Here is a 23564-nt window from a genome sequence, read left to right as displayed (position 1 = left end):
AGTGATAGCTATGTCACGTAGCTTATTGGCTTTTCTCGACAGATGAGAAACAGTGATGTAGCGTTATCATCTGGTTTATTTATTTCAGACATTTTACCTCGCTTCGGCGGGGTTTTTTGTTTTGCACAGTAATAAACTTTGAGTTTACAACTAAGCCTGTAAATCATTATTACAAGACTAAATTCAGGCTTATGCATTGCGCGGGCTTTTTGATGTGAAAAAGTACAATATTTGGTGTAATATCATTCGATTGTTAACTAACCAGATATGAGCAATGGGATTAAGGTATCAGCCACGTGTGGGTTCCGTTCTTATGTGTGACTTTAAAGGACTAATTGTTCCCGAAATCGTAAAAATAAGACCAATCATTGTGATAGCCAGAAACAGACAGAATAGTAAGCTGGTTACTGTTGTACCCATAAGCACAACAGAGCCTATACCAGCGCTTAGTCATCACCATGAATTGTTAGAAAACCCGATACCGGGGAAAGAGTATGTCAGATGCTGGGCGAAGTGTGACATGATCACGACTGTTTCTACAGGGCGACTTGATAAAATTAAGGCCCGAACTTGGGAAGGCAGGTGTTACATAGAGCCACAACTATCTGATAATGAAGTGAGGTTAATAAAGAATGCTGTTCTTCATGGGATAGGTATGTCTCACCTAGTCAAATAGCTTGACATTCCGACCCTACTATTCGATACTTCTTTTCGAACCCTTATGGGACTTGTAAGACTTCCGAGTAGGAAGCTAGGTGCGGAAAACGGCGATGACAAGTCTACTGCACCTATTGAATATTCTAAAACCCTGCCAAATGGCGGGGTTTTTTGCTATCTATCAGTCGTCAACTTAGAGTTTACAGCTCAAAGTGAACGTTACGATCAACATCTATATCGTATTTAAATCAATATATTAAGTGTTATTTTAGGTGTTTCGGTCAACATACTGATCGGGAGAGAATACTCATGAAAGATGAGTTCGAATGGTGCGATGAGTTCGATGGTTTTATTCAACTCCTGCAAAATATGCAGTAGTTCAAGATCCCGATATCGGAATTCCCATATCGGAATAAATTCAAATAGTTAGGAATTCCGAACGGTTCAAATTCAAGGCTGCGCATGGCGTGGCCTTTTTGTTTTCTGGTCGCCAACTACCGAGAAAGTGTTGGGTGCGTTTGCGGATTTACCTATTCCAGCCGATCGCAAACGCTCATATTGGCAGGATCACAATTTAGCATCTGAAATCATGCAGGCACGGCCTGTTATCAATAATAGGCGGAAGCGATACCTTATGAATAAGAAAATATATAAAATAATTAGACGATTACCTGTCATTGGTGCCGTTTTCCGCATTGCTAATGCTTACGCCTGCGAAGGTAGTGATGAGGGTAATAAGAGTTTTGCTCCTATACATATGTGGTGGAGCAGGATTTTTAAGAAAATGGCGTACCTGTTTTTTTTCGTATTGGTATTGAGTTTAATTAATTATCAATATATTTCAGTATGGACATGGGAACCATCTGATGCGATTTTATCGGTCTTTCCTAGCATACTTGGTTTCGGTATTGGTGTGTTTGCCCTAATGTTTGTAATGCCAAGCAGTTTTCTAAAGTTTTTGAATGAAGGTAAAAAAAGTAAACAAATAAATTTTGGCCCTGAAATAGTTCCTGTTGATATGGGTTATCCCCTCGTTGTATTTGTTTTGGTTATAGTATGGGCTGCGATAAACAAAATTTTACCTTGTCAGACTTTTAGATTTATTAGTGTTTGGGCGTTCTTCTATGGATTGGCAATGACGCTTGAGTTAATTTCGTTTTTATTCAATTCATCATATATGATCCAGAAAATAAATCTAAAAAACGATAATGATAATAAGAGTGATTGATTTTATTTAGGTATTATTGTTTTATACACATATCACCTTTTAGGAATTTATTCCAAACTCTTCCCAATTCGCCACCGCAATCACTCACAGAACCTCAGTATCGTCTATTGCGGCTGGCGACCTATTCATTACAGGAACCTCGTTGATGGCAATTGAAGAATGCTATAACTTCACTTGGCAGGGTAAGGCTCGCGCACGTCAAATAGCCCAAATGCCACCAACAGGCACTTTGTGCCCTTGTAAAGAAGAGAGTGTGAATTGGGATACCACAGAGAACCTGTTTATTGAAGGTGACAATCTTGAAGTGCTTAAGATATTGCAAAAGTCTTATCACAAAAAAATAAAGATGATTTATATCGATCCGCCTTACAATACGGGCAAGGATTTTATCTATAAAGATAACTTCGGTGGTAATTGGCTAAATATGATTTACCCCAGACTGAAATTAGCCCGAAATTTATTGTCTGATGATGGCATGATATTTATATCGATAGATGACCATGAAGTGGTTAATTTATCCCATTTGTGCAATGAAATATTCGGTGAAGAGAATTTCGTCGAAAGATTTATCTGGCAGAACGGCAGAACCTCCGCATCCATTTTCATCAGGGAACATGAATATATTCTGGCCTATGCAAAAGACCGGACTCAGTTATCTCATATTGTTTATAAGGGTGATGATAGATTAATTTCTGACCGTGCAATAAAAAAGGTCAGTTTTAAAAACCCTGCATCAGAAATAACCTTTCCCGCTGGCATTAAGTTCTTGGGTGAAAATAAAACGTTTCCATCCATATTTGGAGATAAAGAAGTTGTTGAAGTGACTTCGGGGGTATTTGAATGTAAGGATGGTGTCTTAGCTCGCGAAGTCACACTAAAAGCGGGCTGGACAATGAGGCGCCAAATTGAAAATTGGCTGTCAGGAAAGGAGACCTTTGACTCTAAAGGGCAGCAGGTTGTTGAGTTCTTCTTCAAACCTAATGGTGTCCTCCAGTATGTTAAAAAGCGAGGCACCGAACACCCAAAAACCATTATAACCGGCTTTACCACGAAGCAGGGAAGTCAAGAGGTGGAAGCGCTGCTTGGTTCACCTGTTTTTGATTACCCCAAGCCGGCAGGGCTGATTGAGCACTTAATGAAGGTCACGGGTAGCGAAGATATCATTCTGGACTTTTTCGCTGGCAGTGGCTCGACAGGCCATGCGGTGTTAAAACAAAACAAGAAAGATGGTGGTGGACGAAAATTTATCTTGGTTCAATCGCCGGAGCCTGTCTCAAACAATGCGAACGCAACAGCGTATTGTATCAGGGAGTCAATACCCGAATTGATTTCCCGCATTGCCCTAAAAAGAATAAAGCATGCCATCCTGAAAGAAGATAAAACTCAGGGTGTCAGAGTTTTTAAATTAGATCACAAAGCTTAACTCACTAGCGAGGTGAATGATGAAGATTATAGTAAATTTTCCTAAAGTGAATTCGAGATTGGAATTTAAAAACAATGATGGCATGAAACAGCAAAGCATATTGTCTTTTTCTTCTAAACGAGTGGCAACACTAGAAGCTGATGTTTATGTTTGCCTGCAAAAAGAAGATGAAGTCCTTTTTCATGAAACGCCTCATGTAAAATTATTTTATGTCGAAGACTATAATGAAAGATCGACGTTTTCAGATTTTGAACTCAGAGCAACAGAGTGGGCTAAAAGTAAGTCGTTAGAATTTGTGAGTCATATTAATAAGGTGCAATCACTTGCACCTTGATTTGCTATTTCAGAAGGTTGATTAAGTCCTTGCCAGCATGTCCCCTTGCGTGACTTGAGACGTGTTTTAATACCATCTTTTCTAACTTCTTCTTTGTCTCTTCTGGATTAGCGGATTCTGAGATAAGAAACTCAATTATTGCAACAGTTAATTCATAGCTTAATTGGGACTTGTCATAAAGAAAATTTTGTTCTGGTGACATTCCATGCCCGCCAATGACAATCATATTTTTTCCTTTGTTCAGAGGTAATCAGCCATCCCTCTGTGGGTTGATTGATTTTTGGCTGATCTAACAGCTTACCTTAACTATCAACCCATTACTTTTAACCAACTCACAGGGGTAACCATCGTTCACCCCACGGACGCCCATTGTTCAGATGGGGTGGAAATATGAAGATGAAAGAAAATCCTGATTTATGGGTACACAAGACATCTTGGCGACTCTCGCTGGGGCAAAGGCATTTTTTTTGTGTCCATGTGATTGTGATTTAACCTACTGATTGTGTATAGTATTTGTTCGTATTGCATAGATAGGGAAAGGTTATGTTCCTTGGTGTATTTATTGTTATCGCTGGCGTTATCTCTTTACTTGAGAATTTTGGTGTCATTTCCTCTGATGTTAAGTGGGGAATACCCCTTGCCATTATCTGTATTGGAGCCAGCTTTATTTATGATGCAATAAAAGGGAAGGATAAAAAATAATCCTGTCAATCTCAATCAAGGTCACTTAGGTGGCCTTTTTTATTACTTGAAAATAGGACTGAAACATGAATGAGCCGTTAACAGGCACTGCGACCGTCTCGTTAGCGGGCGTTTCTATAGTCGGTCTATTCAGTGGTATGGATGCCGGAATTGTCATCGGCTCTTTTGCTGGAGCTGTGATATTTGTTCTTTCATCTAAAGATATCAGCATACCAACTCGCATTTGCTTTTTTATTGTGTCTTTTGTTGTTGGCATTCTTGCTGCAAAAGATGCTACCGGTCTCCTTAGTTCCTACTTTGAGAGAAGCATTGATAACTCAGTAGGCGCTATGTTTTCTTCAGCGGGTCTGGTGAGTATTTTAAGTGCTATATCTAAACCTGAAGCTGTTACTAAATTTGTAAATGATGTGATTGGCTCTGCTATCGATAAGTGGAGAGGGGGTAAACGATGAACGTCCCTATATTACTAGTTTACATAAACTTCTTTGTTTGCTCGCTAGCTGTCATAAGACTGATGAGCTACAGAAGGAATGGCGCACAGTATAAATTTATTCCGTCGTGCATTGCATGGCTTTTAATTGTTGCATTAGGTTCAGTGCCACTTCGTATACTAACGAATGTATATATTGAATCAGACCCTTTTGAAGTGGCGATTAATGTCATTCTTTGTATTCAAATCATCTTATCTGATGGAAATGTGAATCGAATGTTCAGAGGGGTAATAAATGAATGAATCCACACGTGGTATTCGCAACAACAATCCGGGCAATATTGATCACAACCCAAAGAATAAATGGCAAGGCCAGTTGCCTCATAACCCGAAGATTGAAAAGCGGTTCTGTCGGTTCGAGTCACCAGAGTATGGCATTCGGGCACTCATGAAGTTGCTGACCAATTACCACAAAGGCGGTCATAACAGCGTGTCTAAAATCATCAACCGCTGGGCACCCAACATAGAAAACAACACCTCAGCCTATATCAAGGGTGTTGCTAAGTCGCTGAATGCTGAACAGCATCAAGTTCTGGACATCAATAAAGCGACGCTGATTGCGTTAGCTAAGTCGATCATTCGGCATGAGAACGGCAAGCAGCCTTATTCTGATGACATCTTCGTACGGGCGTTTGAGATGCTATGAAATTCAACAGCCACTACTTCACTTTCGGTATCATGGGGTTGCTCGCTGGTGCATTCTGGTTCTATTACGGTGAGTATCGGGGCAAGGCCGAAGAATACCATAACTTAAAGTTAGTGTATGACGGACAGGTCATCGCGATAAACGAGCAGCAAGAACGTATCCAGCACCTCACAGAGTTAAACACCAAGCACACTCAGGAACTCGCCCATGCCAAGACTGAAATCGATACTCTTCGGGCTGATGTTGCCGCTGGCCGTCGCAAGCTGCGCATCAAAGCCACCTGCCCCGTGTCTGAAACCGTTACCTCCGGCAGCGTGGTCGATTCAACCACCGTCGAACTCACTGGAGAAACTGGATCTACTGTTCTCGATATCCGAGAAGGCATCATCAACGACCGGGCAAAACTGAGATATTTGCAGGATTATGTAAATACTGAATGCAGAGGAAATAATGGGTGAGATGATTATTGGCTATATGACAGGCGGTCTCATGGTAATTGGTTACCTGTATATTTTGCTTAAGGCGATGAACTGGTTGGGCGGCCTACTGGTCAGTGCCTATTACAATCGCCGCAAGGAAGAGCGAAAGCAAAAAGCTGTTAACGAGCTGTATGATGCATACCAACTTGACCGGATACAGGATGGTCACACTATGAAGATAGCTACGAAAGGCGGCTTAGTGATTATGATGTATCGGCAACAATCAGATGGCAAATAATAACCTGCCACCCCAGAGCAAATGATACTGAGGTGGCAGGATGCGATGCTTTAACTTCAGGTAACTCATAGTCTATGGATTTCATGAGTAATTACATGAAATTAATACGGCGGGTTAGCGATCCACGCCCGTTTTATTGCAGGTAAAACGTTTTTTTCATAATCGGGTAAGCTATGAACATTCGGATAACGGGTCTGTACATACTTAACTCCTCTGAATGTTGGCTCTGAAGTAAATCCAAGCAGGTATAGATATCTGTCTATATTCGACATATTAATAGACCCATAAGCTAAGTCAGCGAATGTGGCTTTAATAGTTAATCTTCCGGTTCTATCTGTACTTAAGAACCTACATTCAATGAGATACTCTAAATATACGTCAAGAATATCAGCACCGAGAGAATGGGGCTGTGAATGCGTAGTGACCGTTTGAGCACAGGAAACTCGCCTGCTTCTTACAAGCGGGTCTTTGGTTCTAAATGGATCTCGTGGATTTATCGGCATAACGACCTCCTCAAAAACACATGTGCGAAATACTTAATTCTATATTTATCTAATAACAAGCGAATAATGCTTAACAATTAGTTACCCTCTGAAACTAAAGTGAATATTTCTTTGCCCATTCCCTTGAGTGGTTAAAGAAATAACCCATGCTGCCACCTCGTTCCCATCGCGTACCCAACGCACACGGGATGGTGGCATTTTTGTATCTGAATTTCACCGTGCATTCACACGCATACCAATAAAAACGCAGAGCCTTACAGAAAGTCGAGCCTGAGAAAACCGTTATTAATAGGGTATTTCTGCGGGCGGTTTTTCTGTGTGAACAAGTTCGGCTTTCTATAAGGAAAATACCCGATGAAATTAGTCAAAACGAATAAAGCCAATCTTCCCGTAACAGAAGCACCGACCATGACCAGCTTGGAAATGGTGGATTACATCAATGCTGACCGTAAGGCTAAAGCAGAGGCAGAGGGATTAACGTTCCCGTGCAAAAAGTACAAAAAATTACGTCATTCAGATTTCACTAAAAAGGTGCCAAAAGTGCTTGGTGAGGGGTGTGCGAAAAATTTCTCACACCCCATAAAGAACCAACAGAACGGCGAGATTTACCCAGGATATAAATTCCCCAAGCGTGAGTCTTGTCTGATGGCAATGAGCTATAGCTATGAGTTACAAGCTCAGGTGTTCGATCACATGACTGATCTTGAGGTGAAATCTGGCTTCGGATTTACCATCCAACAACTACAAGACATGCTTGTTTTGGCAAAAAAGGCGTCTGACGAGGATTCCTCTGATGCTGGCCGCAGACTGAGAAAGCGACAAGATGACCTGATTACCCTCAATAAGGCTGAAAAGCTGATTAATGACCTCGGTCAGGTGGCTCTTGGGTTGATTGGTGGCGGTAAACAGGAACTCACCATGTAGTCATAGTCAAAATACCAAAGTCCGATTATCGGATATTGGACGATTAATCACTTTCTGAACGTTTTCTCAGCATTTTATATCACCACAGTACGAAATTTGTCGGGGTTATATCAACCTGAGTAGTTAATTATTCTGAATGAGGTGACACTATGCCGCCCCGTATTCCCCGAGCCTGCCGCAAGCGTGGTTGCCCTAAGACAACAACCGATCGCAGCGGCTACTGTCCTGACCATCTGCACACAGGTTGGCAGACTCACCAGCAAGGCCAGAACCGACACGCACGCGGCTATGGTTCTAAATGGGACAAGTTAAGAGCCAGAATCAAGGCTCGCGATAAACACTTATGCCAGCAATGCTTACGTGAGGGAAGGGCTATCACAGGGACAACCGTTGACCATATCAAACCCAAGGCGCACGGTGGAACAGATGAGCTAACCAATCTGGAGCTTCTCTGCTTCCCTTGCCATAAACGCAAGACAGCAACGGAAAGACTACAATGAGTGAGAGACAAGTCAAGCTATCACGGGTATTCAAGGGCGGAAGCGATATTTACATTTAGTTTCAATGGAAATCATATCAAAGGGAATGGTCACGATGAGGTTAGGCCTGTGATGATTTGGTTTCAATTTGAAATTATTCGCCTTTGACATAATCGCACAGGGGGAGGGCGGGTGAAATAGCTACCCCTCTCGCCCCTGAGTACCGCCGCCTTCCCTCTTTCCACATCGCCGCGAAATGCAAACCTTTTTTTGGGGTGCCCCAACTGCACCGTTTTACAGGAGAAATCACATGGCAGGACGACCGCCAACCCCGACTCACCTGCGTTTGGTGAGGGGTAACCCATCAAAACGCCCGATTAACACCAATGAACCGATGCCGGGAAAAGGGGTGCCCAATGTCCCCAAACATTTTGGGAAAATGGGGCGGTACTGGCACGAGCGGATCGCTGGGGAACTGGATAAAGTCGGTGTGCTAACCAGTCTGGATGCCAAAGCCCTTGAGTTACTGGTTGAAGCCTACGTTGAGTACCGGACGCACTGCGACACATTGGAAAACGAAGGTTACACCTACCGCACCGATCAGGGATTAATCAAAGCACACCCCGCGGCAGGGATGAAAGCCGATGCATGGAAACGCATTCACGCCATGCTCAGCGCCTTCGGTATGTCACCCTCCAGCCGCTCCAAGGTCAACATGGCAGGGGAAGACAAAGTGGATCCGCTGGCTGAATTTCTACAGATGAGAGATTAGTATGGCAAAAGTATCTGACGGCATTCGCTACGCCGAACGGGTCGTGGCAGGTGAGATTGTCGCAGGGGAACTGGTAAGACTCGCCTGTCAGCGGTTCCTGAATGACCTGAAAACGGGCAAGGAACGAGGCATTATATTCAGTGAACCCCGTGCCCAGCATATCCTGAACTTTTACAAATTCGTGCCCCACGTCAAGGGGGCGCTGGCAGGCCAGCCCATTGAGCTGATGGACTGGCATGTCTTTATTCTCATCAATATCTTTGGCTTTGTCCGTCCGCTGATTGATGAACAGACTGGCGAAACCGTCCTACGCAATGATGGCAGCGGACGACCGGTGATGGTGCGCCGTTTTCGCACCGCCTATAACGAAGTGGCACGCAAAAATGCCAAATCGACCTTATCCTCCGGCATCGGGTTGTACATGACAGGGGCGGACAGTGAGGGCGGGGCGGAAGTCTATTCGGCGGCAACGACCCGTGATCAGGCGCGGATTGTGTTTGAGGATGCCAAGAACATGATCAAACAAGCCAAATCCACTTTGGGCAGGTTGTTTGAGTTTAATAAGCTGGCAATTTATCAGGAACAATCGGCGTCCAAGTTTGAGCCACTGTCCAGTGATGCCAACAACCTTGACGGCCTTAATATCCATTGCGGCATTGTCGATGAGCTGCACGCCCACAAGACCCGCGATGTGTGGGACGTACTGGAAACCGCCACCGGTGCCCGGTTGCAATCATTGCTGTTCGGCATCACTACAGCGGGATTCAATAAGGAAGGTATCTGTTACGAGCTGCGCGACTACGCCGTCAAGGTGCTGCGCGGTCAGGTGGACGATGACACTTTCTTCGGCATTATCTACACCCTCGACAAAGACGACGACCCGTTTGATGAAACCGTCTGGCAGAAAGCCAACCCCGGATTGGGCATCTGCAAACGCTGGGATGATCTGCGCCGGTTGGCGAAAAAAGCCAAAGAACAGGTCTCAGCGCGGCACAATTTCTTCACCAAGCATATAAACTTTGTAAATGACATGGGATTACATGTGCTCATGTTGTTTATAATTTCATGAAAAACAAAAATAAATCCATTTTTTGTGTTTTCATTCGTTTTGGTGTTTGTGGATTGTTGCACCTCTCTGCGTATTGCAATGTGTATTGCAAAATGAAAAGGTTTAGTAGATGGCTGTAAACAAGCTCAGTGATAAAAAGCTCAAATCCTTGTACGGTAAACCTGTTGAAAAACAGCAGACGATAGCGGACGGGAACGGGTTATCAATCAGATTAAGTAAACAAGGGACAATCAGCTTTGTTTTCTTCTACCGCCTGTATGGGCGTGAAAGTGCGCCGATATGGTTAACATTGGGTAAATACCCCGATTTAAGCCTTAAAGTTGCAAGAGAGCAAAGAGATAAATGCAGGGCATGGTTAGCTAAAGGGAAAGATCCACGAATACAAATAAAAATAATAAAAGAAGATACGTTAAAACCTGTCACCGTGAAAGATGCCATAGAATATTGGCTCAATAATTATGCCACCAATAAACGAAAAGCAGCAATCTATATTAGAGGTTGTTTTTCTAAACATATTTACTCAGAGATTGGAAATATTCCATTAAATGAATGCACATTATCAATGTGGATTAGATGCTTTGATAAAATTAAAGAGAATGCACCAGTGCAAGCGGGATCTCTTTTGAAAATCTCACAACAGGCATTGAAATTTTGCCGAGTAAGAAAATATGCAATTAGCCATGAGATAGATGATTTGGATGTTGGTGATGTGGGTGAAAAAGCTAATAGAAGAGACAGAGTGTTAACTAATGATGAATTACGTGATGTATGGCTCTATATAAATAAAGAATATGATAACCACATTATGTCTCACGAAAACAGAATTATTCTTCGGTTTTTAATCGTTTTTGGGTGTAGGCTTTCCGAAATACGTCTATCGAAATGGGATGAATGGGATTTTTCAAACAATATATGGAGAGTGCCGCCAGAGCACAGTAAAAATGGCAGGGAAATAATCAGACCGATCCCCAGTAATTTTAAAAACTGGTTGTTGTTATTGAACCAATCAACAAAAAAGAGAGAATATGTCATTGGCTTTGATGTCAAACAATGTACGGCAAGTGTGACTATTGCGAAAATATGGAAAAGATTAAACCACAAAGAAAAGTGGACAGCGCACGATATACGAAGAGTGTTTGCTACCATACTCAGTGATAACGGATTTGAACATAACGTGGTTGAACAACTATTAGGCCATTCACTCAATGGAGTCTCTGGAATATATAATCGAAGTCAATATATTGAACAAAAAAGAAATGCACTCTACTGGTGGGTGAATTATTTAGACTCTTTAATTGAGGAGGAAATAGAAAATGATACATATATTCACTCGTGAAGAATTAGAATATTCAGATGAACTTGATAGACTAATTAGAGAAGAAGAGTGTGAATGGTTAACCTCATTAGGAAGAAGACACAGGTCATATCTTGAAAAAAATGGCAAGTTTCCTTTAAAAATAACGATAGGTCCACAAACTAAAGTTTATCGATTGTCTGAAATTCAGGCATGGATAAAAGGCACTTGGAAGCCAGAATAAAATTAAACATCATTTAAATTAATAATAACCTCGCTCGCGGGGTTTTTGTTTTTGGAGAATATAAAAATATGGCAATGAAGTTTACATCACCGACACCACAAGAACGACAATCAATTTTAAATGAGTATGGCGAGAAATATGATCGTCGAATCAGGGAAAAAGAATGTGAGCATCTTTCCAGTTTATCGCGTTCTCGTCGTTGGGTATTAGAGGAAGAAGGTAAATTTCCTAAACGCGTTCCATTGGGGCGTAATTCCGTCTCATGGTTATTAAGTGATGTTTTGTGGTGGGTACGTAATCCTCCAACAGTAGAGAACGTAAATAACCCCTATAGCCGAAAATCAAATTAATTAAGACAGGGTAGAAATATGACATCTAAAAATATGGCCTTAAATGGTCAGGGACTTGCTCACACTGAAAACAGCCAAGAGCTTATTTTGGTTCAGCATAGAACTGAATCGAGAATTGATTCACGCCTGTTTGCTAAGCGCATCGGAATTCAGCATAAGAGCCTTTATGAATTAATTAGGAAGAACACTAAGAATTTAAGGCAGTTTGGAATCCTTCCGTTTCAAACGGAGCGATTAAATACTGAGCAACTTGGTGAACGTAAGCATAAATACGCCTTGCTCAATGAAGACCAGTTCGACTTTATGTGCCGACTTATTAGAGGGCGTGATCATGATCTGATGGTTCAGTTTAAGCTGGATGTAACAAAAGCCTTTGCTAAGAAGCGAGCTGCTGAACCTATACGTCGTGAATATCTGCCTAACTATCATGAATCCCGTGATGCTTTACGTGATCTGGGCGCAGAACGTCACCATTACATCAACCTTGCTCGTACTGAGAATCGCTTTGCGGGTTTACTGGATGGTGAACGCCAGAACGCAGATGAGCAACAGTTAGGATTACTTGTCTGTATTCAGAAGATTGAACAGGCTGCTTTTCAAGATGCAAGGAATGCAGGGCAATCACCAACACAAGCACTGAGGGAAGTAAGCCGCCGTATTGAGCTGTTCGCAACACTAATGAACCCTACAGGGCGCATTGGAGGCTAATTTGATGAGCGGTCATAAAGCACTCTCTGTTCCCCCGAAACGGGGGAATCAAAGACCAAATATTGAACAATTAACCTCAAGTCGGGGAAAAATTAACTATAGGAATTCCTTTAGTTTAAGGAGTCCCGTTACCGAGGTCATTAACTCAGTGACCTCGAAGAATACCGTAGTCCTCACTTTGGCTGGTCACTCAGAGAAACTTTTCGCTCAGTTCCAATCGGAGAAATATTTCGCTGATGGGTATGCGAATATTTTCGGACACCTCAGTAACTCATTGATTTCCCCGCTGACCGTCAGATTGGCGTTTGGTCGTAGTTTGGGAGGCTCCCCGATTATTTCGGGGTGGCTGCTTAACCCATTGATATCTAATCGCACTGCAAATATGCAGTCTGGTCATAATATGCGCGTATCATTTAGCGACGCGCAAACTTTGCAGTCATCATTTAGTGGAGTGCAAAAAGAAAAGGATAGCACGGCGAATGCTACCCTTTGGGATCACGCGTCTTTGCGTCATGAGATAAATCAATTGGTTAACTACTATGATTATTTCGAGTCAGTCAACCAAGTGAAAGATATTCATTCGGTTAACCACCGGACTTATTGTCGGTCGGTTAGTTATTGTTCAATGCCGCGAGATTGCAACTCTTTACGGATAATTCTCTTTATCCATGCAGATACAGAAGCGTCACCATCTTGGGCTAACGCTGCTTTTATTCCTTGCTCAAGGGATGGTTCTACTCTTAACGCGATTTGCTTATTTCCCTTTCCTGATATTTTAATGGTTGACACTTGGTTTACTCCTGTTTATATTGGACTTATACATCAAGTGTATGACAAGTGTAGACCAAAAACAACAACGCCCCGAAGTGCTACAACACTATCGAGGCGTCTAACCAAAAACGTAAAGGAGTCTTACGCTATGGATACCCCACAGCATAACCAAACTCGCCTTAAATTTACATTCCTAATTGCATCAGGCACTCAGCGATTGGTGGATATTCATCCGGCGCGCCTTATCACTGTGCTGGCGGATAGTGAAGTTGAAGCCCGTCTACTGGCTGGCATGTCCTCGCTGATATTCGTTTCCCGTCAAGCATGGGATATCGGTATCGATACTCCTTTCAACTGTAGCGATATGTCTACCGTTCAGGGGGTGAATCATGCGTAACCCAGCCCCCATGACTATTACACCCATAAGAACGGGGAAGCCGTACAAGTGCTGTCAGTCGCCTTTAATCGCGTGACCTTTGTCCGTGATGGTTATCACACCCCGTGCACCATGCCATTAAGCCGATTCACTAAAGAATACACCTACGCAGGGAGAGCATGATCATGTCTGATATCTATAAACATTTGGTACGCACCAGCTTTAACGACCTGAGCACCGAAGAACTCAAAGATCTGCGCAAAAACTCCGAAGGGGCATTGAGTAGCGTGATGGCGGCAATGTCTGCAATGGGGGAAATGGCTTTCTGGTCAGTTGATAACGAAAACTATGACAATCGTCAGGCAAGGGAGGATTTACGCCGTATCGGTGAAGCCCTGATGTACCTGCCCCGAATTGCCGAAGCCCTGAATGACACGCAGCAAAACGCTCAGTTTGAAATCCATCACCGCGAGGGATTCCCAAAATGGTAAGTCATATTGATATTCGGTCGGTGAAAGCAGCGGCGCAAGGGCAATGGCAAGGTTTGTTGTCTGCTTGTGGGGTGGATGTTCCAGCAAAGGGTAAGCATGGTGCTTGCCCTATCTGTGGCGGTACTGACCGTTTTCACTTCATAGACGATCACGGTAACGGTGACTGGCATTGTCGCCAGTGTGATAACCCGAATCACGGCGATGGCTTTGATTTACTGATGAAGGTCAAAGGTATCACGGTAATTGAAGCGGCTAAGGTGGTTTCTGAGGCGTTGTTGCTTCCCTTACCAGAACCCAAGCCCGCCAGAAAGGAGGCGCTAAAATCAGAGGCTCAACCCATCACCGAGAAAGTTAACAAGCTGGTGGCTCAATCCACTATCGGACAATCCGACTACCTGACTCAAAAGGGGCTGCAATGTCCCAATCAGAAGCTACTGAAAGACGGTTCGTTGTTGCTGGTCATTCAGGCACTGGACGGCACAATCACCGGTGCGCAGGTCATTAAGCCGAGTGGTGAAAAGCGCTTTGTCCCCGGCTCGAAGAAAAAGGGGAGCTTTATCCCCTTATCGCCCGTAATTGGAACGCCGGACACGATCATTATTGCTGAGGGCTATGCAACGGCCTTAACGGTCGACCAATTGCATGAGGGCTTGGTGCTGGCTGCTATTGATGAAGGAAATTTACCGACTGTGGCTAAACAGATCAGAGAGCGGTGGCCAACAGTAAAAATCATTCTGGCGGCTGACAATGATTGGCACTCACCGGAAGAACTGGACGACAAAGGTAAGCCCAAGAAGAACGTCGGCAAGATTGCAGCCGAGAAGACCGCTAAGGCTATTAATGGGTGGGTAGCGTTACCGCCAACAGAGCACAAGGCTGATTGGGACGATTATCGCCAGCATCACGGTATCGAGGCAGCAAAACAGGCATTCAGTGAAGGGTTGTATCAGGTGGGGGAGAATATGTCAGTATCAAAATCAATCGTCATTAATCTGGACGAACACCGGACAAAAGAGCGTGATCCGTTAAAGCCCTTTATTGATGAGCGTAAAAACGGAATTTATTACGTTACGCCAAAGGTGGACAAAGAGAGCGGCGAAATTATCAACCATGAGCAATGGCTCAGTGACTCAATGAAGGTGATCGGGCGCGGTCGTGATGATATTGAATTTTATCTGATTATCCAGTGGGAAGAAGACGGGACAACTTACACTGAGGCAGTGAAAACAGGTGATGTTGGCGCAAATGAAGGCTGGCGACAGCTCAAAGCCGCAGGATTGAATATTGCCACTAAACCTTTTTTACGTCACACGCTATCGGATTGGTTACAACGCTGTGCTAAAAAAACCGACTGGCACATTACCCACTCAACAGGCTGGCAGCATGGGGCTTACATCTTCCCAACGGGCGAGGTGATTGGCACTCCAGAGAAGTCCGTTATCTTTTGTGGCAGAACATCATCAATACGCGGGTATACCGTGGCAGGAACGCCTGAAAGCTGGCGTGACTCAGTAGCCAAATTAGCCAAAGGCAATCCCTTTATGATGCTGTCCATTGCGGCTGCGTTAGCTTCCCCGGTTATCGGTTTATTGCGTGATGATGGCTTTGGGGTTCACTTTTATGACCAGAGCACCGCAGGGAAAACCACCGCGCAAAGCGTCGGCTGTAGTGTCTTTGGTGAGCCGTCTGCCATGCGTTTAACGTGGTTTGCAACTACATTGGGATTGATTAATGAAGCCGCCGCCCATAATAACAACCTGTTACCTCTTGATGAAGTCGGGCAGGGATCATCGGTTAAAGATGTGGCTAATGCGTCTTATGCGCTGTTTAACGGCAAAGGCAAGTTACAAGGGGCAAGAGGTGGCGGCAACCGTGACATTCTCCAGTTTAAAACGATAGCTATCAGTACTGGCGAGGTCGATCTTGATACGTTTGTCAGAAGTGAGGGCAAGCGCATGAAAGCAGGCCAGCTTGTCCGGTTGCTGAATATTCCGTTCAGTAGCCCGACTGTTTTACATGGTTATCAGGATGCCAGAGAACACGCTAAGGCAATCGAAAAAGCCATTGCTGACAATCATGGGGCTATTGGGCGGGTATGGTGTGAATATCTGACTCAGCATCAAAAAGCAACGAGAAACACCATTGAAGAAGCCAAAATCCGCTGGAATGGGTTGATCCCCAAAGGCGCTGGGGCACAACTTCCCCGCGTGGCAGAACGGTTCGCCATCTTAGAGGGGGCACTTATTGCAGCGACGCATCTCACCGGATGGACAGAACAGGAAAGCAGAGACGCAATTCAACACTGCTTTAATGCGTGGGTGGCTGAATTTGGTACTGCCAATAAAGAACACCAACAGATACGGGAACAAACCGAGGCATTTTTAGACCGTTTTGGATTGAGTCGGTATGCACCAGAACCGTACACCTATGATCATGCCACTATTTCTAACCTTGCAGGCTACCGAAAAGATACCAGCGATATCCCCAATAATGCCGGCCTTATCCATTTCTACACATTCCCAGATGTGTTCGAGAATGAGGTATCAGAAACGTTCGATACGAAGATGTTTGCGCGGGTTCTCGCTGAATCAGGGATGCTAAGAAAGGCCGCAAATGGTGGCTTTAAGGTGCAAGGCATGAAGCACAACGGCTCACCCCGTAAGTATTATGTGCTGATGTATTCCACTGATGAAATAGAAGAATAAATTCTCTATACGCGTAAAACTGACCGACAACACCGACAAACCGACAACAGTAATATAAATATCTTATAAATCAATATACTAAAATGTTAAATGTTTGTCGGTACGTTGTCGATTTGTCGTTTTCATTGGCGGACTTAAAACAAAGCACCTGCCAGAAGAAAAACTTTCTTTTTTTGGTAGGCAAAAGGATTCGGATAAATATGAAAGAGTTTATAAGTAGCGTTGTCGGTTTTCGACAACAGGAAGTGATGTTTATCTACATGAAAGATAACAATAATATTGTAATTCTAGCGATATCAAAAAATTGAGCGACAATTAACCGACAACGATTTAACAGTGTATCTAATTGATATTAAATTGTATTTTACCTCATTGTCGGTTTGTCGGTGTTGTCGGTAACTTTTCACTATATATATACAAAAATGGAGAACATATGTTAGATGCAACAACGATTGAAAGACAGGCAGCTAATTCAGCCGCGTACTGGATGGAAAGAGCAGTCAAAGAAATAGATGCTTTGTTCGGTGAGGGGTATGCCAAACAGCACCCAGAGCTTATAGCCGCATTCATGAAGACAGCGGCACGGGATGAATTAGCGATGAACATTCGTGGGATAGCTGAAGCCTTAGAAACTTTCCAAGTAACCCTATTCAGAGAAGTAGAATAATTATATAAGGGGAATATTATGCCGATTACGCAAGAAGATATCAGAGAACACTACGATTATTACGGTATTACGCAGTTAGACGATTTACATACAAGCGAGTACCGCCAGTTGGTCAATGGTCATGCTTTTTTCTTTCAGGATTCAGGTGGTAGTCTGCGCCACACATTTTCTGAGGAAATACTGGCAACCAATAAAGAGCAGTTAGATGTATTGATAGAACAATTACAGGCGTTCAGAGAAATCATGAACGACGCGCCGGATTGGATGAGTGAAAAATAAAAGTAAAGATTTGTAAATATCCCGTCCTCATGTTTCCCCTTGTTTAGACCTCCTATCACGAGGTCTTTTTTATTATTTTTCATGGTGTTAAATAGTGATTGCTGAACCATGTAGGCACGTCCTGACTTCAATTGCTCTGTAGCAAGTCCTCAAAGGCGGTAGTGCTAACCCGCTACCGCTTCCTCAAACCTGCATGACAGCGAACCCTTAACCTACATGCAGAGGCACCATGAAGAAATTACTCGAATTACGCCAGCAAAAAGCCGATTTAACCCAGCAGATGCGTTCTCTTCTCACCAAAGCCGAAGACGAAAAGCGCTCTCTTAATGCCGATGAAGCTAAACAGTTTGACGAGCTGCGCAGTCAGTCCGGTGCCCTGAATGCAGAAATCGCCCGTTATGAGGCTTTATCGGATGAAGAGCGAAATCAGGCCAAGAACCAGCCCGCCAGTAAAACACTCAGCAATGATGAACTGCGTCACTATATCGTGACCGGAGAAACCCGCACCTTGTCTACGAGCGTACCCTCCGAAGGTGGCTATACCGTTATCCCTGAGCTGAATAAACAGATCATGCAGCAACTGGCTGATGAGTCGGTTATGCGCCGGATTTGTACGATTAAGACCACGCGTAGTAATGAGTATAAACAGCTTGTTTCGGTCGGGGGTGCAGCCGTCGCCCACGGGGAAGAAGGCAAGGCACGCAGTGAGACAGCCACACCGACGATGGAAGAAGTCAGCATCAAGCTGTTTCCGATTTATGCCTACCCTAAGACTACCCAAGAAATCATCGATTTTAGCGATGTCGATATTTTAGGCTGGTTAACCTCAGAAATTGCAGATACGTTTGTTGATACCGAAGAAACCGATCTTGTGAGTGGTGACGGCAGCAAGAAAGCGAAAGGCTTCCTGTCTTATCCTCGTGATACCCAAGCCGATAAAGCCCGTGCGTTCGGTACGTTGCAAAAGCTGGAAGTTGCCAAACTGGAAGCCGATAGCCTGATTGACCTGAAATTCCTGCTCAGGAACAAATACCGTAAAAATGCGGTGTGGGTGATGAACTCCACGACGGCTGCCAAAGTGCAGAAGCTGAAAAACGGCAACGGTGATTACATCTGGCGCGAACGTCTGCAAGCAGGTGATCCTGATATGTTACTGGGCTTGCCTGTCCATTATCTCGAATTTATGCCGGATGATGCTATCGGTCTGGGTGACTTCAAACGCGGTTACTTCATCGTTGACCATGATACCGGCACACGCACCCGTCCTGACAATATCACCGAACCGGGGTACTACAAGGTACACACGGATAAATATTTGGGTGGTGGTCTGGTGGATTCCAACGCAATCAAAGTGCTCGAAATCAAAGGCACGAAAGCGGGTTAACGATAAGGGCACTGCGCCCCTTTGTAGTCTGGAGTCTACCAATGAAAAATGATTTTGAAATCCGCACCGCTTCCCTGTCTGCCAGTGATAAGAAACTGACCGGTTATGTCATTAAGTGGAACAGCCGATCACAAGTTTTGTGGGATGAGTTTGTCGAGCAGTTCGCCCCGAATGCGTTTAGCACCAGCTTAACGGCGGGTACAGATGTCAGGGCGCTTTATGAACATGATCACATGAACCTGTTAGGCCGTACTACGTCTGGTACATTGCAGCTTGCCGAAGATGCCACCGGATTACGCTTTGAGTTAACCCCGCCTGATACCCAATTAGGGCGTGATGTACTGGCACTAGTTGAACGGGGTGATATTTCCGGTATGTCTTTTGGCTTTCGAGCTATCAAAGATCAGTGGGATGTGGGTCAGGAGCCTTATCTGAGAACCGTTTTAGAAGCGGAACTACGGGAAATCACTGTCACCAGTTTACCCGCCTACCCTGAAAGCGGTGTTGAGATTGCCAAGCGTTCGCTGAATAGGGTTAAGCCTAACAATGTTGATTTGCGTCATTACTGGCTGCAACTGTCCGAGGTGTAACTATGTGGCCTTTTAAGCGTAAAGCCGCTGAGACTCGCAGTGTCAGTATTGATGAGTTTCTTTCTCTGGCAGGTATATCTAACACCAAATCAGGCGAGCATGTTTCACCGTCTACAGCCGAAGGCTTACCCGCCGTGATGAATGCTGTCACGGTGATTAGTGAAGCCGTGGCGACCATGCCTTGCTATCTCTATCGGGTTCAGCACCAGAACGGCAAGGAGTCCCGCGAATGGCTCAGTGATCACCCCGTGGATTATTTGCTCAATGAATACCCGAATGACTGCCAGACGCCTTTTCAGTTTAAGCGAACCCTGATGCGTCATTGCTTACTCAATGGTAATGCGTATGCAGTCATAGTCTGGGGAAAAGACGGACAGCCACAATCGTTGCACCCTTACCCACCGTCAGCGGTTGTGCCGCAACGATTATCGGATCACCGCTTTGCTTACACCATTACCGAACCTTATAGCGGCAAGGTCAAAACCTACCTACAAGAAGAAGTATTGCATTTGCGTTATGCCACCGAAGATGGCTTTTTGGGGCGTTCGCCAGTCACCATCTGCCGTGAAACACTGGGTTTGGGGCTGGCACAACAGCGCCACGGTGCCAGCATAATGAAAGAGGGCATGATGGCAGCGGGCGTGATTAAAGCCGCTGACTGGCTGGATGGCATCAAGGGCAATAAGGCACTGGAAGCCCTCGAACGTTATAAGGGCGCTCGCAATGCAGGGAAAACGCCCATTCTTGAGGGGGGATGGAATACCAACAGTTAGGCATGAGCAACCAAGATGCGGAATGGCTGGCCTCTCGTCGCTTCACGATTGAAGATATTGCCCGTATGTTCAATGTCAGCCCGATCTTCCTGCAAGAGTATTCGAACAGTACCTACAGTAATTTTAGCGAAGCATCACGCGCTTTTCTGACGATCACCATGCGCCCGTGGCTGGCTAACTTTGAGCAGCAAATCAAGTCCGCCTTGCTGATGAACTCACCAAAACGAGGCATTCGCTACCAAGTTGAATTTGACACAGCCGATCTACTGCGAGCCAATCCGAAAGAACGCTTTCAGAGCTACGAGACGGCGATTAAATCCGGTGTGATGTGCCCGAATGAAGCCCGTGAACGCGAGGGATTATCCCCCGTGATGGTGGCGATGAGTTTAGCCAGGCATGGAAGCAAGAGGTCAGTATTAAAAAAACAGAGGTGAAAGATGAGTAACCCTCTCATAACATTGGACGAAATCAAACAACATTGCCGGATAGATGAAAGTGATACGTTAGAAGATACCTTACTTCAAGGTTATGCCAATGCTGCCTTAGAAGTCTGCCAGCAACATATCGGCAAGCGCTTTGATGATGGCTTGGTATTCAGTCCGGCGATCAAAGTTGGCTGTTTACTTTATATCGGTTTACTGTATGAAACTCGTTCGATGGTGGCAGATAAGGAACTGAAAGAAATCCCGTTCACCATCAAATCATTATGGTCTGTCTATCGTGATGTAGGAGTCTACTGATGCCGTGGCAACCGTTAAAGCGCTGTAGCTATCCCAATTGCCGTGAGCGGGTCAAGTCTGGTCGCTGTGAGCAGCACAAACGGGAAGCTAGACGACAACAGGACAGTAAACGAGGCTCAAGGCGTGAGCGAGGTTATACCCCTGCATGGGATAAATACCGTCTGCAATTCCTTAAGTCCAATCCGCTGTGTGTGCATTGTTTCAAGGTAGGTGTGTATGCCCCAGCGACGATTGTGGATCATATCATACCCATTGACGGTGGTAGTGATGTGCTGTTTTGGCCTGACTTCAATCACCAGCCGCTATGTAATAGCTGCCACAGTCGAAAGACCGTGACCACTGACCCAACAACGAAACAGCGGCGTAAGAATGGGGAATATCGGGAACTGGAAGCAAAGGCAGCCCAGCGCAATAACTGGATTCATGAGTATAACCAAGATGCGTGAAGATGAAGTGGATCAACTCCTTAAAGGGTTACTCAAGCACAGTGAACCTTACCGACAACAAAATCAGATTGCGCCTGAGAAACCCACAGCGAGGCGCAAGACACAGCGTGATAGGGAGCTAATGGAATGCTTCCGAAATCGCTAGAGAAGCACTCAGAAGGGGTGGGGTGTCAAAAATGACAAACGCCCTGCCTCATGGCACCACCCGCCCCCTCGAATTTTTATGCACGGCACTTTTTTCAATAGCAGTAACTTCATAGGAAACAATAGATTATGGCAAGAGCACCCAAACCCCCCGTTTATTTAAATGAGATTGCCGCCGAGCAATGGAAATCAAAAGCCAAAATCCTCAACGAACGGGAAGATCTCAGCCCAGCAGACTGGAACAACTTAGAACTCTATTGCGTTAACTATGCGATTTACCGTAAAGCCGTTGAAGACATTGAAGTGCGCGGGTTCGCAGTGGAAGGTTCACGCGGTGCAGCGACCAGTAACCCCTCACTGAAAGCGAAAGCCGATGCGGAAAAAATCATGATAAAAATGTCGTCATTGCTGGGCTTTGATCCGGTTTCCCGCCGCCGAAATCCGGTAGAAAGCGATGAACCCGACGATTTAGATGTGCTGATGGCCTGAGTGATACCCCGATGAACGCATGGGAACAGTACGCTTTTGATATCAAAAACGGCAATATTCCGGCCTGTAAACGGGTAAAACAGGCCGTGAAACGCTACTTTAACGACCTGAATAACCCGCTTTATATGTTCGATACCGAAGTTGTAGAACGTTTTGTGGGCTTTTCCCGTCTCTGCCCGCACGTCAAAGGCCACTTGCGCGGTAAGCCGATTATGCTTGAACCGTGGCAACAGTTCGCCTTTGCGAATCTGTTCGGCTTCAAGGTTAAGGCCACCGGTCGCCGGAAATACCGCAGTGCTTATATTCAGGTGCCGCGCAAAAATGCCAAATCCACGGTAGCCGCGATACTGGCTAACTGGTTTCTGGTGATGGAGAACGGGCAGCAGGATATTTACACCGCCGCCGTGAGTCGGGATCAGGCGCGTATTGTGTTTGATGATGCCCGCCAGATGTGCCTGCTTTCAAAACCACTCAAGAAGCGGGTATCTATCCAGCAACACAAAGTGACTTATACCAAGAGCAACAGCCTGTTAAAACCGTTGGCAGCCAAAGCCGCCACGATTGAGGGTACTAACCCCAGCCTTGCTATTGTCGATGAGTATCATTTGCACCCCGATAACGCGGTTTACTCTGCCCTTGAATTGGGGATGGGCGCCCGTCCCGAAGGCATTCTGTTTGCCATTACTACGGCAGGCAGTAACGTGATATCCGCCTGTAAACAGCACTATGATTATTGCTGTCAGATATTGGAGGGTGAAGAACAAAATGAATCCCTGTTTGCCCTGATCTACGAACTGGACGACGAGAACGAGATTGATGATGAAGCCCTCTGGATAAAGGCTAATCCTAACCTGAATGTTTCCGTAGACAGTGATGCTTTGCACGACACAATCCAGAAAGCACGAGGCATTCCCTCGCAATGGACTGAGATGCTCACCAAACGCTTTAATATCTGGTGTCAGGGTGAAACGCCGTGGATGGGTGAAGGCGCATGGAAAGACTGCCAGTCAGACTATGACGAAAACGACCTCAAAGGCTTGGAATGCTACGCTGGATTAGATTTATCTTCAACGGGGATATCACCAGTATCTGTTACACGTTCCCCGTGGATAACGAACTGTTATTACTGACCCGCCATTACTTGCCGGAAGCCCAGCTACAGAACCCTG

Annotated in this window: 29 protein-coding genes and 4 pseudogenes; 32 read left to right on the top strand and 1 reads right to left on the bottom strand. The window is 44.9% G+C overall.

What is annotated here, in order from left to right:
• Positions 1 to 274: 274 nt before the first annotated feature.
• From Xish_RS00165 to Xish_RS00150, 4 genes are all read left to right on the top strand, one after another.
• Entirely contained in the window at positions 275 to 676 is a 402-nt protein-coding gene (locus Xish_RS00165; RefSeq protein WP_099116182.1) for a type II toxin-antitoxin system PemK/MazF family toxin, read from the top strand.
• 615 nt (positions 677 to 1291) lie between these two features.
• A complete protein-coding gene (locus tag Xish_RS18750; protein WP_208614784.1) occupies positions 1292 to 1885 on the top strand; it encodes a hypothetical protein in 594 nt (197 codons plus the stop codon).
• A gap of 145 nt (positions 1886 to 2030) precedes the next feature.
• Positions 2031 to 3308 carry a site-specific DNA-methyltransferase gene (locus Xish_RS00155; protein ID WP_099116181.1) on the top strand — a complete coding sequence of 426 codons (1278 nt, stop codon included), beginning with the start codon at positions 2031 to 2033 and terminating at the stop codon, positions 3306 to 3308.
• 16 nt (positions 3309 to 3324) lie between these two features.
• Positions 3325 to 3642, top strand: a complete 318-nt coding sequence (locus Xish_RS00150) for a hypothetical protein (RefSeq protein WP_141553921.1) — start codon at positions 3325 to 3327, stop codon at positions 3640 to 3642.
• A gap of 4 nt (positions 3643 to 3646) precedes the next feature.
• Here Xish_RS00150 and Xish_RS00145 read toward each other — a convergent pair whose 3' ends face one another.
• Positions 3647 to 3868 (bottom strand): hypothetical protein, encoded by a 222-nt coding sequence (locus Xish_RS00145; protein ID WP_099116179.1) that lies wholly within the window; start codon positions 3866 to 3868, stop codon positions 3647 to 3649.
• Positions 3869 to 4185: 317 nt separating this feature from the next.
• On the opposite strand from Xish_RS00145, the gene Xish_RS18470 reads away from it, so the two are divergent.
• The 28 genes and pseudogenes from Xish_RS18470 to Xish_RS00005 form a co-directional block, all read left to right on the top strand.
• On the top strand, positions 4186 to 4344 hold the full coding sequence (locus tag Xish_RS18470) for a LiaI-LiaF-like domain-containing protein (protein ID WP_167383195.1): 159 nt from the start codon (positions 4186 to 4188) through the stop codon (positions 4342 to 4344).
• A gap of 65 nt (positions 4345 to 4409) precedes the next feature.
• The gene (locus tag Xish_RS00140) at positions 4410 to 4796 is read left to right on the top strand and encodes a putative holin (RefSeq protein WP_099116178.1); all 387 of its coding nucleotides are present in this window, start codon (positions 4410 to 4412) and stop codon (positions 4794 to 4796) included.
• Positions 4793 to 5077, top strand: coding sequence for a phage holin family protein (locus tag Xish_RS00135; protein ID WP_099116177.1), 285 nt, complete (start codon positions 4793 to 4795; stop codon positions 5075 to 5077). The genes Xish_RS00140 and Xish_RS00135 overlap by 4 nt, the downstream gene beginning before the upstream one ends.
• Positions 5070 to 5480 carry a structural protein gene (locus tag Xish_RS00130; protein ID WP_099116176.1) on the top strand — a complete coding sequence of 137 codons (411 nt, stop codon included), beginning with the start codon at positions 5070 to 5072 and terminating at the stop codon, positions 5478 to 5480. The genes Xish_RS00135 and Xish_RS00130 overlap by 8 nt, the downstream gene beginning before the upstream one ends.
• Entirely contained in the window at positions 5477 to 5938 is a 462-nt protein-coding gene (locus tag Xish_RS00125; protein ID WP_099116175.1) for a lysis protein, read from the top strand. Before Xish_RS00130 ends, Xish_RS00125 begins: the two co-directional genes overlap by 4 nt.
• The gene (locus tag Xish_RS00120; RefSeq protein WP_244185847.1) at positions 5931 to 6197 is read left to right on the top strand and encodes a DUF4752 family protein; all 267 of its coding nucleotides are present in this window, start codon (positions 5931 to 5933) and stop codon (positions 6195 to 6197) included. Before Xish_RS00125 ends, Xish_RS00120 begins: the two co-directional genes overlap by 8 nt.
• Before the next feature lie 857 nt (positions 6198 to 7054).
• On the top strand, positions 7055 to 7624 hold the full coding sequence (locus Xish_RS00110) for a Rha family transcriptional regulator (protein ID WP_099116173.1): 570 nt from the start codon (positions 7055 to 7057) through the stop codon (positions 7622 to 7624).
• 149 nt (positions 7625 to 7773) lie between these two features.
• Positions 7774 to 8124 carry an HNH endonuclease gene (locus tag Xish_RS00105; RefSeq protein ID WP_099116172.1) on the top strand — a complete coding sequence of 117 codons (351 nt, stop codon included), beginning with the start codon at positions 7774 to 7776 and terminating at the stop codon, positions 8122 to 8124.
• Between the two features lie 289 nt (positions 8125 to 8413).
• The gene (locus Xish_RS00100) at positions 8414 to 8875 is read left to right on the top strand and encodes a phage terminase small subunit P27 family (RefSeq protein WP_099116171.1); all 462 of its coding nucleotides are present in this window, start codon (positions 8414 to 8416) and stop codon (positions 8873 to 8875) included.
• A 1-nt stretch (position 8876) separates the two neighbouring features.
• Positions 8877 to 9893: pseudogene (locus Xish_RS18465) on the top strand (terminase large subunit); the annotation flags it as partial.
• A gap of 160 nt (positions 9894 to 10053) precedes the next feature.
• Positions 10054 to 11280, top strand: coding sequence for a tyrosine-type recombinase/integrase (locus Xish_RS18460; protein WP_099118794.1), 1227 nt, complete (start codon positions 10054 to 10056; stop codon positions 11278 to 11280).
• Positions 11258 to 11482, top strand: a complete 225-nt coding sequence (locus Xish_RS00090) for a helix-turn-helix transcriptional regulator (protein ID WP_099116170.1) — start codon at positions 11258 to 11260, stop codon at positions 11480 to 11482. Before Xish_RS18460 ends, Xish_RS00090 begins: the two co-directional genes overlap by 23 nt.
• A gap of 68 nt (positions 11483 to 11550) precedes the next feature.
• On the top strand, positions 11551 to 11832 hold the full coding sequence (locus Xish_RS00085) for a helix-turn-helix transcriptional regulator (RefSeq protein WP_099116169.1): 282 nt from the start codon (positions 11551 to 11553) through the stop codon (positions 11830 to 11832).
• A gap of 18 nt (positions 11833 to 11850) precedes the next feature.
• Positions 11851 to 12540: a Rha family transcriptional regulator gene (locus tag Xish_RS00080; RefSeq protein WP_099116168.1), complete on the top strand. Its 690-nt coding sequence runs from the start codon at positions 11851 to 11853 to the stop codon at positions 12538 to 12540.
• 148 nt (positions 12541 to 12688) lie between these two features.
• The gene (locus tag Xish_RS18455) at positions 12689 to 13708 is read left to right on the top strand and encodes a hypothetical protein (RefSeq protein ID WP_167383187.1); all 1020 of its coding nucleotides are present in this window, start codon (positions 12689 to 12691) and stop codon (positions 13706 to 13708) included.
• Positions 13709 to 13723: 15 nt separating this feature from the next.
• Positions 13724 to 13870: pseudogene (locus Xish_RS00065) on the top strand (DUF4222 domain-containing protein); the annotation flags it as partial.
• Between the two features lie 2 nt (positions 13871 to 13872).
• Positions 13873 to 14178: a hypothetical protein gene (locus tag Xish_RS00060; protein ID WP_099118608.1), complete on the top strand. Its 306-nt coding sequence runs from the start codon at positions 13873 to 13875 to the stop codon at positions 14176 to 14178.
• Complete coding sequence (locus tag Xish_RS00055) at positions 14172 to 16883, top strand: DUF927 domain-containing protein (RefSeq protein WP_099116164.1); 2712 nt, start codon at positions 14172 to 14174, stop codon at positions 16881 to 16883. The genes Xish_RS00060 and Xish_RS00055 overlap by 7 nt, the downstream gene beginning before the upstream one ends.
• Before the next feature lie 433 nt (positions 16884 to 17316).
• Complete coding sequence (locus Xish_RS00050) at positions 17317 to 17550, top strand: hypothetical protein (RefSeq protein ID WP_099116163.1); 234 nt, start codon at positions 17317 to 17319, stop codon at positions 17548 to 17550.
• 18 nt (positions 17551 to 17568) lie between these two features.
• On the top strand, positions 17569 to 17829 hold the full coding sequence (locus tag Xish_RS00045) for a hypothetical protein (RefSeq protein ID WP_099116162.1): 261 nt from the start codon (positions 17569 to 17571) through the stop codon (positions 17827 to 17829).
• 229 nt (positions 17830 to 18058) lie between these two features.
• Positions 18059 to 19213, top strand: coding sequence for a phage major capsid protein (locus Xish_RS00040; protein WP_099116161.1), 1155 nt, complete (start codon positions 18059 to 18061; stop codon positions 19211 to 19213).
• A 41-nt stretch (positions 19214 to 19254) separates the two neighbouring features.
• A complete protein-coding gene (locus tag Xish_RS00035; RefSeq protein WP_099116160.1) occupies positions 19255 to 19803 on the top strand; it encodes an HK97 family phage prohead protease in 549 nt (182 codons plus the stop codon).
• Between the two features lie 2 nt (positions 19804 to 19805).
• Positions 19806 to 21021 (top strand): annotated as a pseudogene (locus Xish_RS00030) (phage portal protein).
• Positions 21014 to 21316 carry a head-tail connector protein gene (locus Xish_RS00025; RefSeq protein WP_099116159.1) on the top strand — a complete coding sequence of 101 codons (303 nt, stop codon included), beginning with the start codon at positions 21014 to 21016 and terminating at the stop codon, positions 21314 to 21316. Before Xish_RS00030 ends, Xish_RS00025 begins: the two are co-directional and overlap by 8 nt.
• Complete coding sequence (locus Xish_RS00020) at positions 21316 to 21762, top strand: HNH endonuclease (protein ID WP_099116158.1); 447 nt, start codon at positions 21316 to 21318, stop codon at positions 21760 to 21762. The genes Xish_RS00025 and Xish_RS00020 overlap by 1 nt, the downstream gene beginning before the upstream one ends.
• A complete protein-coding gene (locus tag Xish_RS18450) occupies positions 21740 to 21907 on the top strand; it encodes a hypothetical protein (protein ID WP_167383186.1) in 168 nt (55 codons plus the stop codon). Before Xish_RS00020 ends, Xish_RS18450 begins: the two co-directional genes overlap by 23 nt.
• Before the next feature lie 128 nt (positions 21908 to 22035).
• Entirely contained in the window at positions 22036 to 22395 is a 360-nt protein-coding gene (locus tag Xish_RS00010) for a phage terminase small subunit P27 family (protein WP_099116156.1), read from the top strand.
• An 11-nt stretch (positions 22396 to 22406) separates the two neighbouring features.
• A pseudogene (locus tag Xish_RS00005) lies at positions 22407 to 23564 on the top strand (terminase large subunit); the annotation flags it as partial.

It is taken from the genome of Xenorhabdus ishibashii (assembly GCF_002632755.1).
Lineage (GTDB): Bacteria > Pseudomonadota > Gammaproteobacteria > Enterobacterales > Enterobacteriaceae > Xenorhabdus > Xenorhabdus ishibashii.
This window is presented reverse-complemented; position numbering and strand designations above follow the sequence as displayed.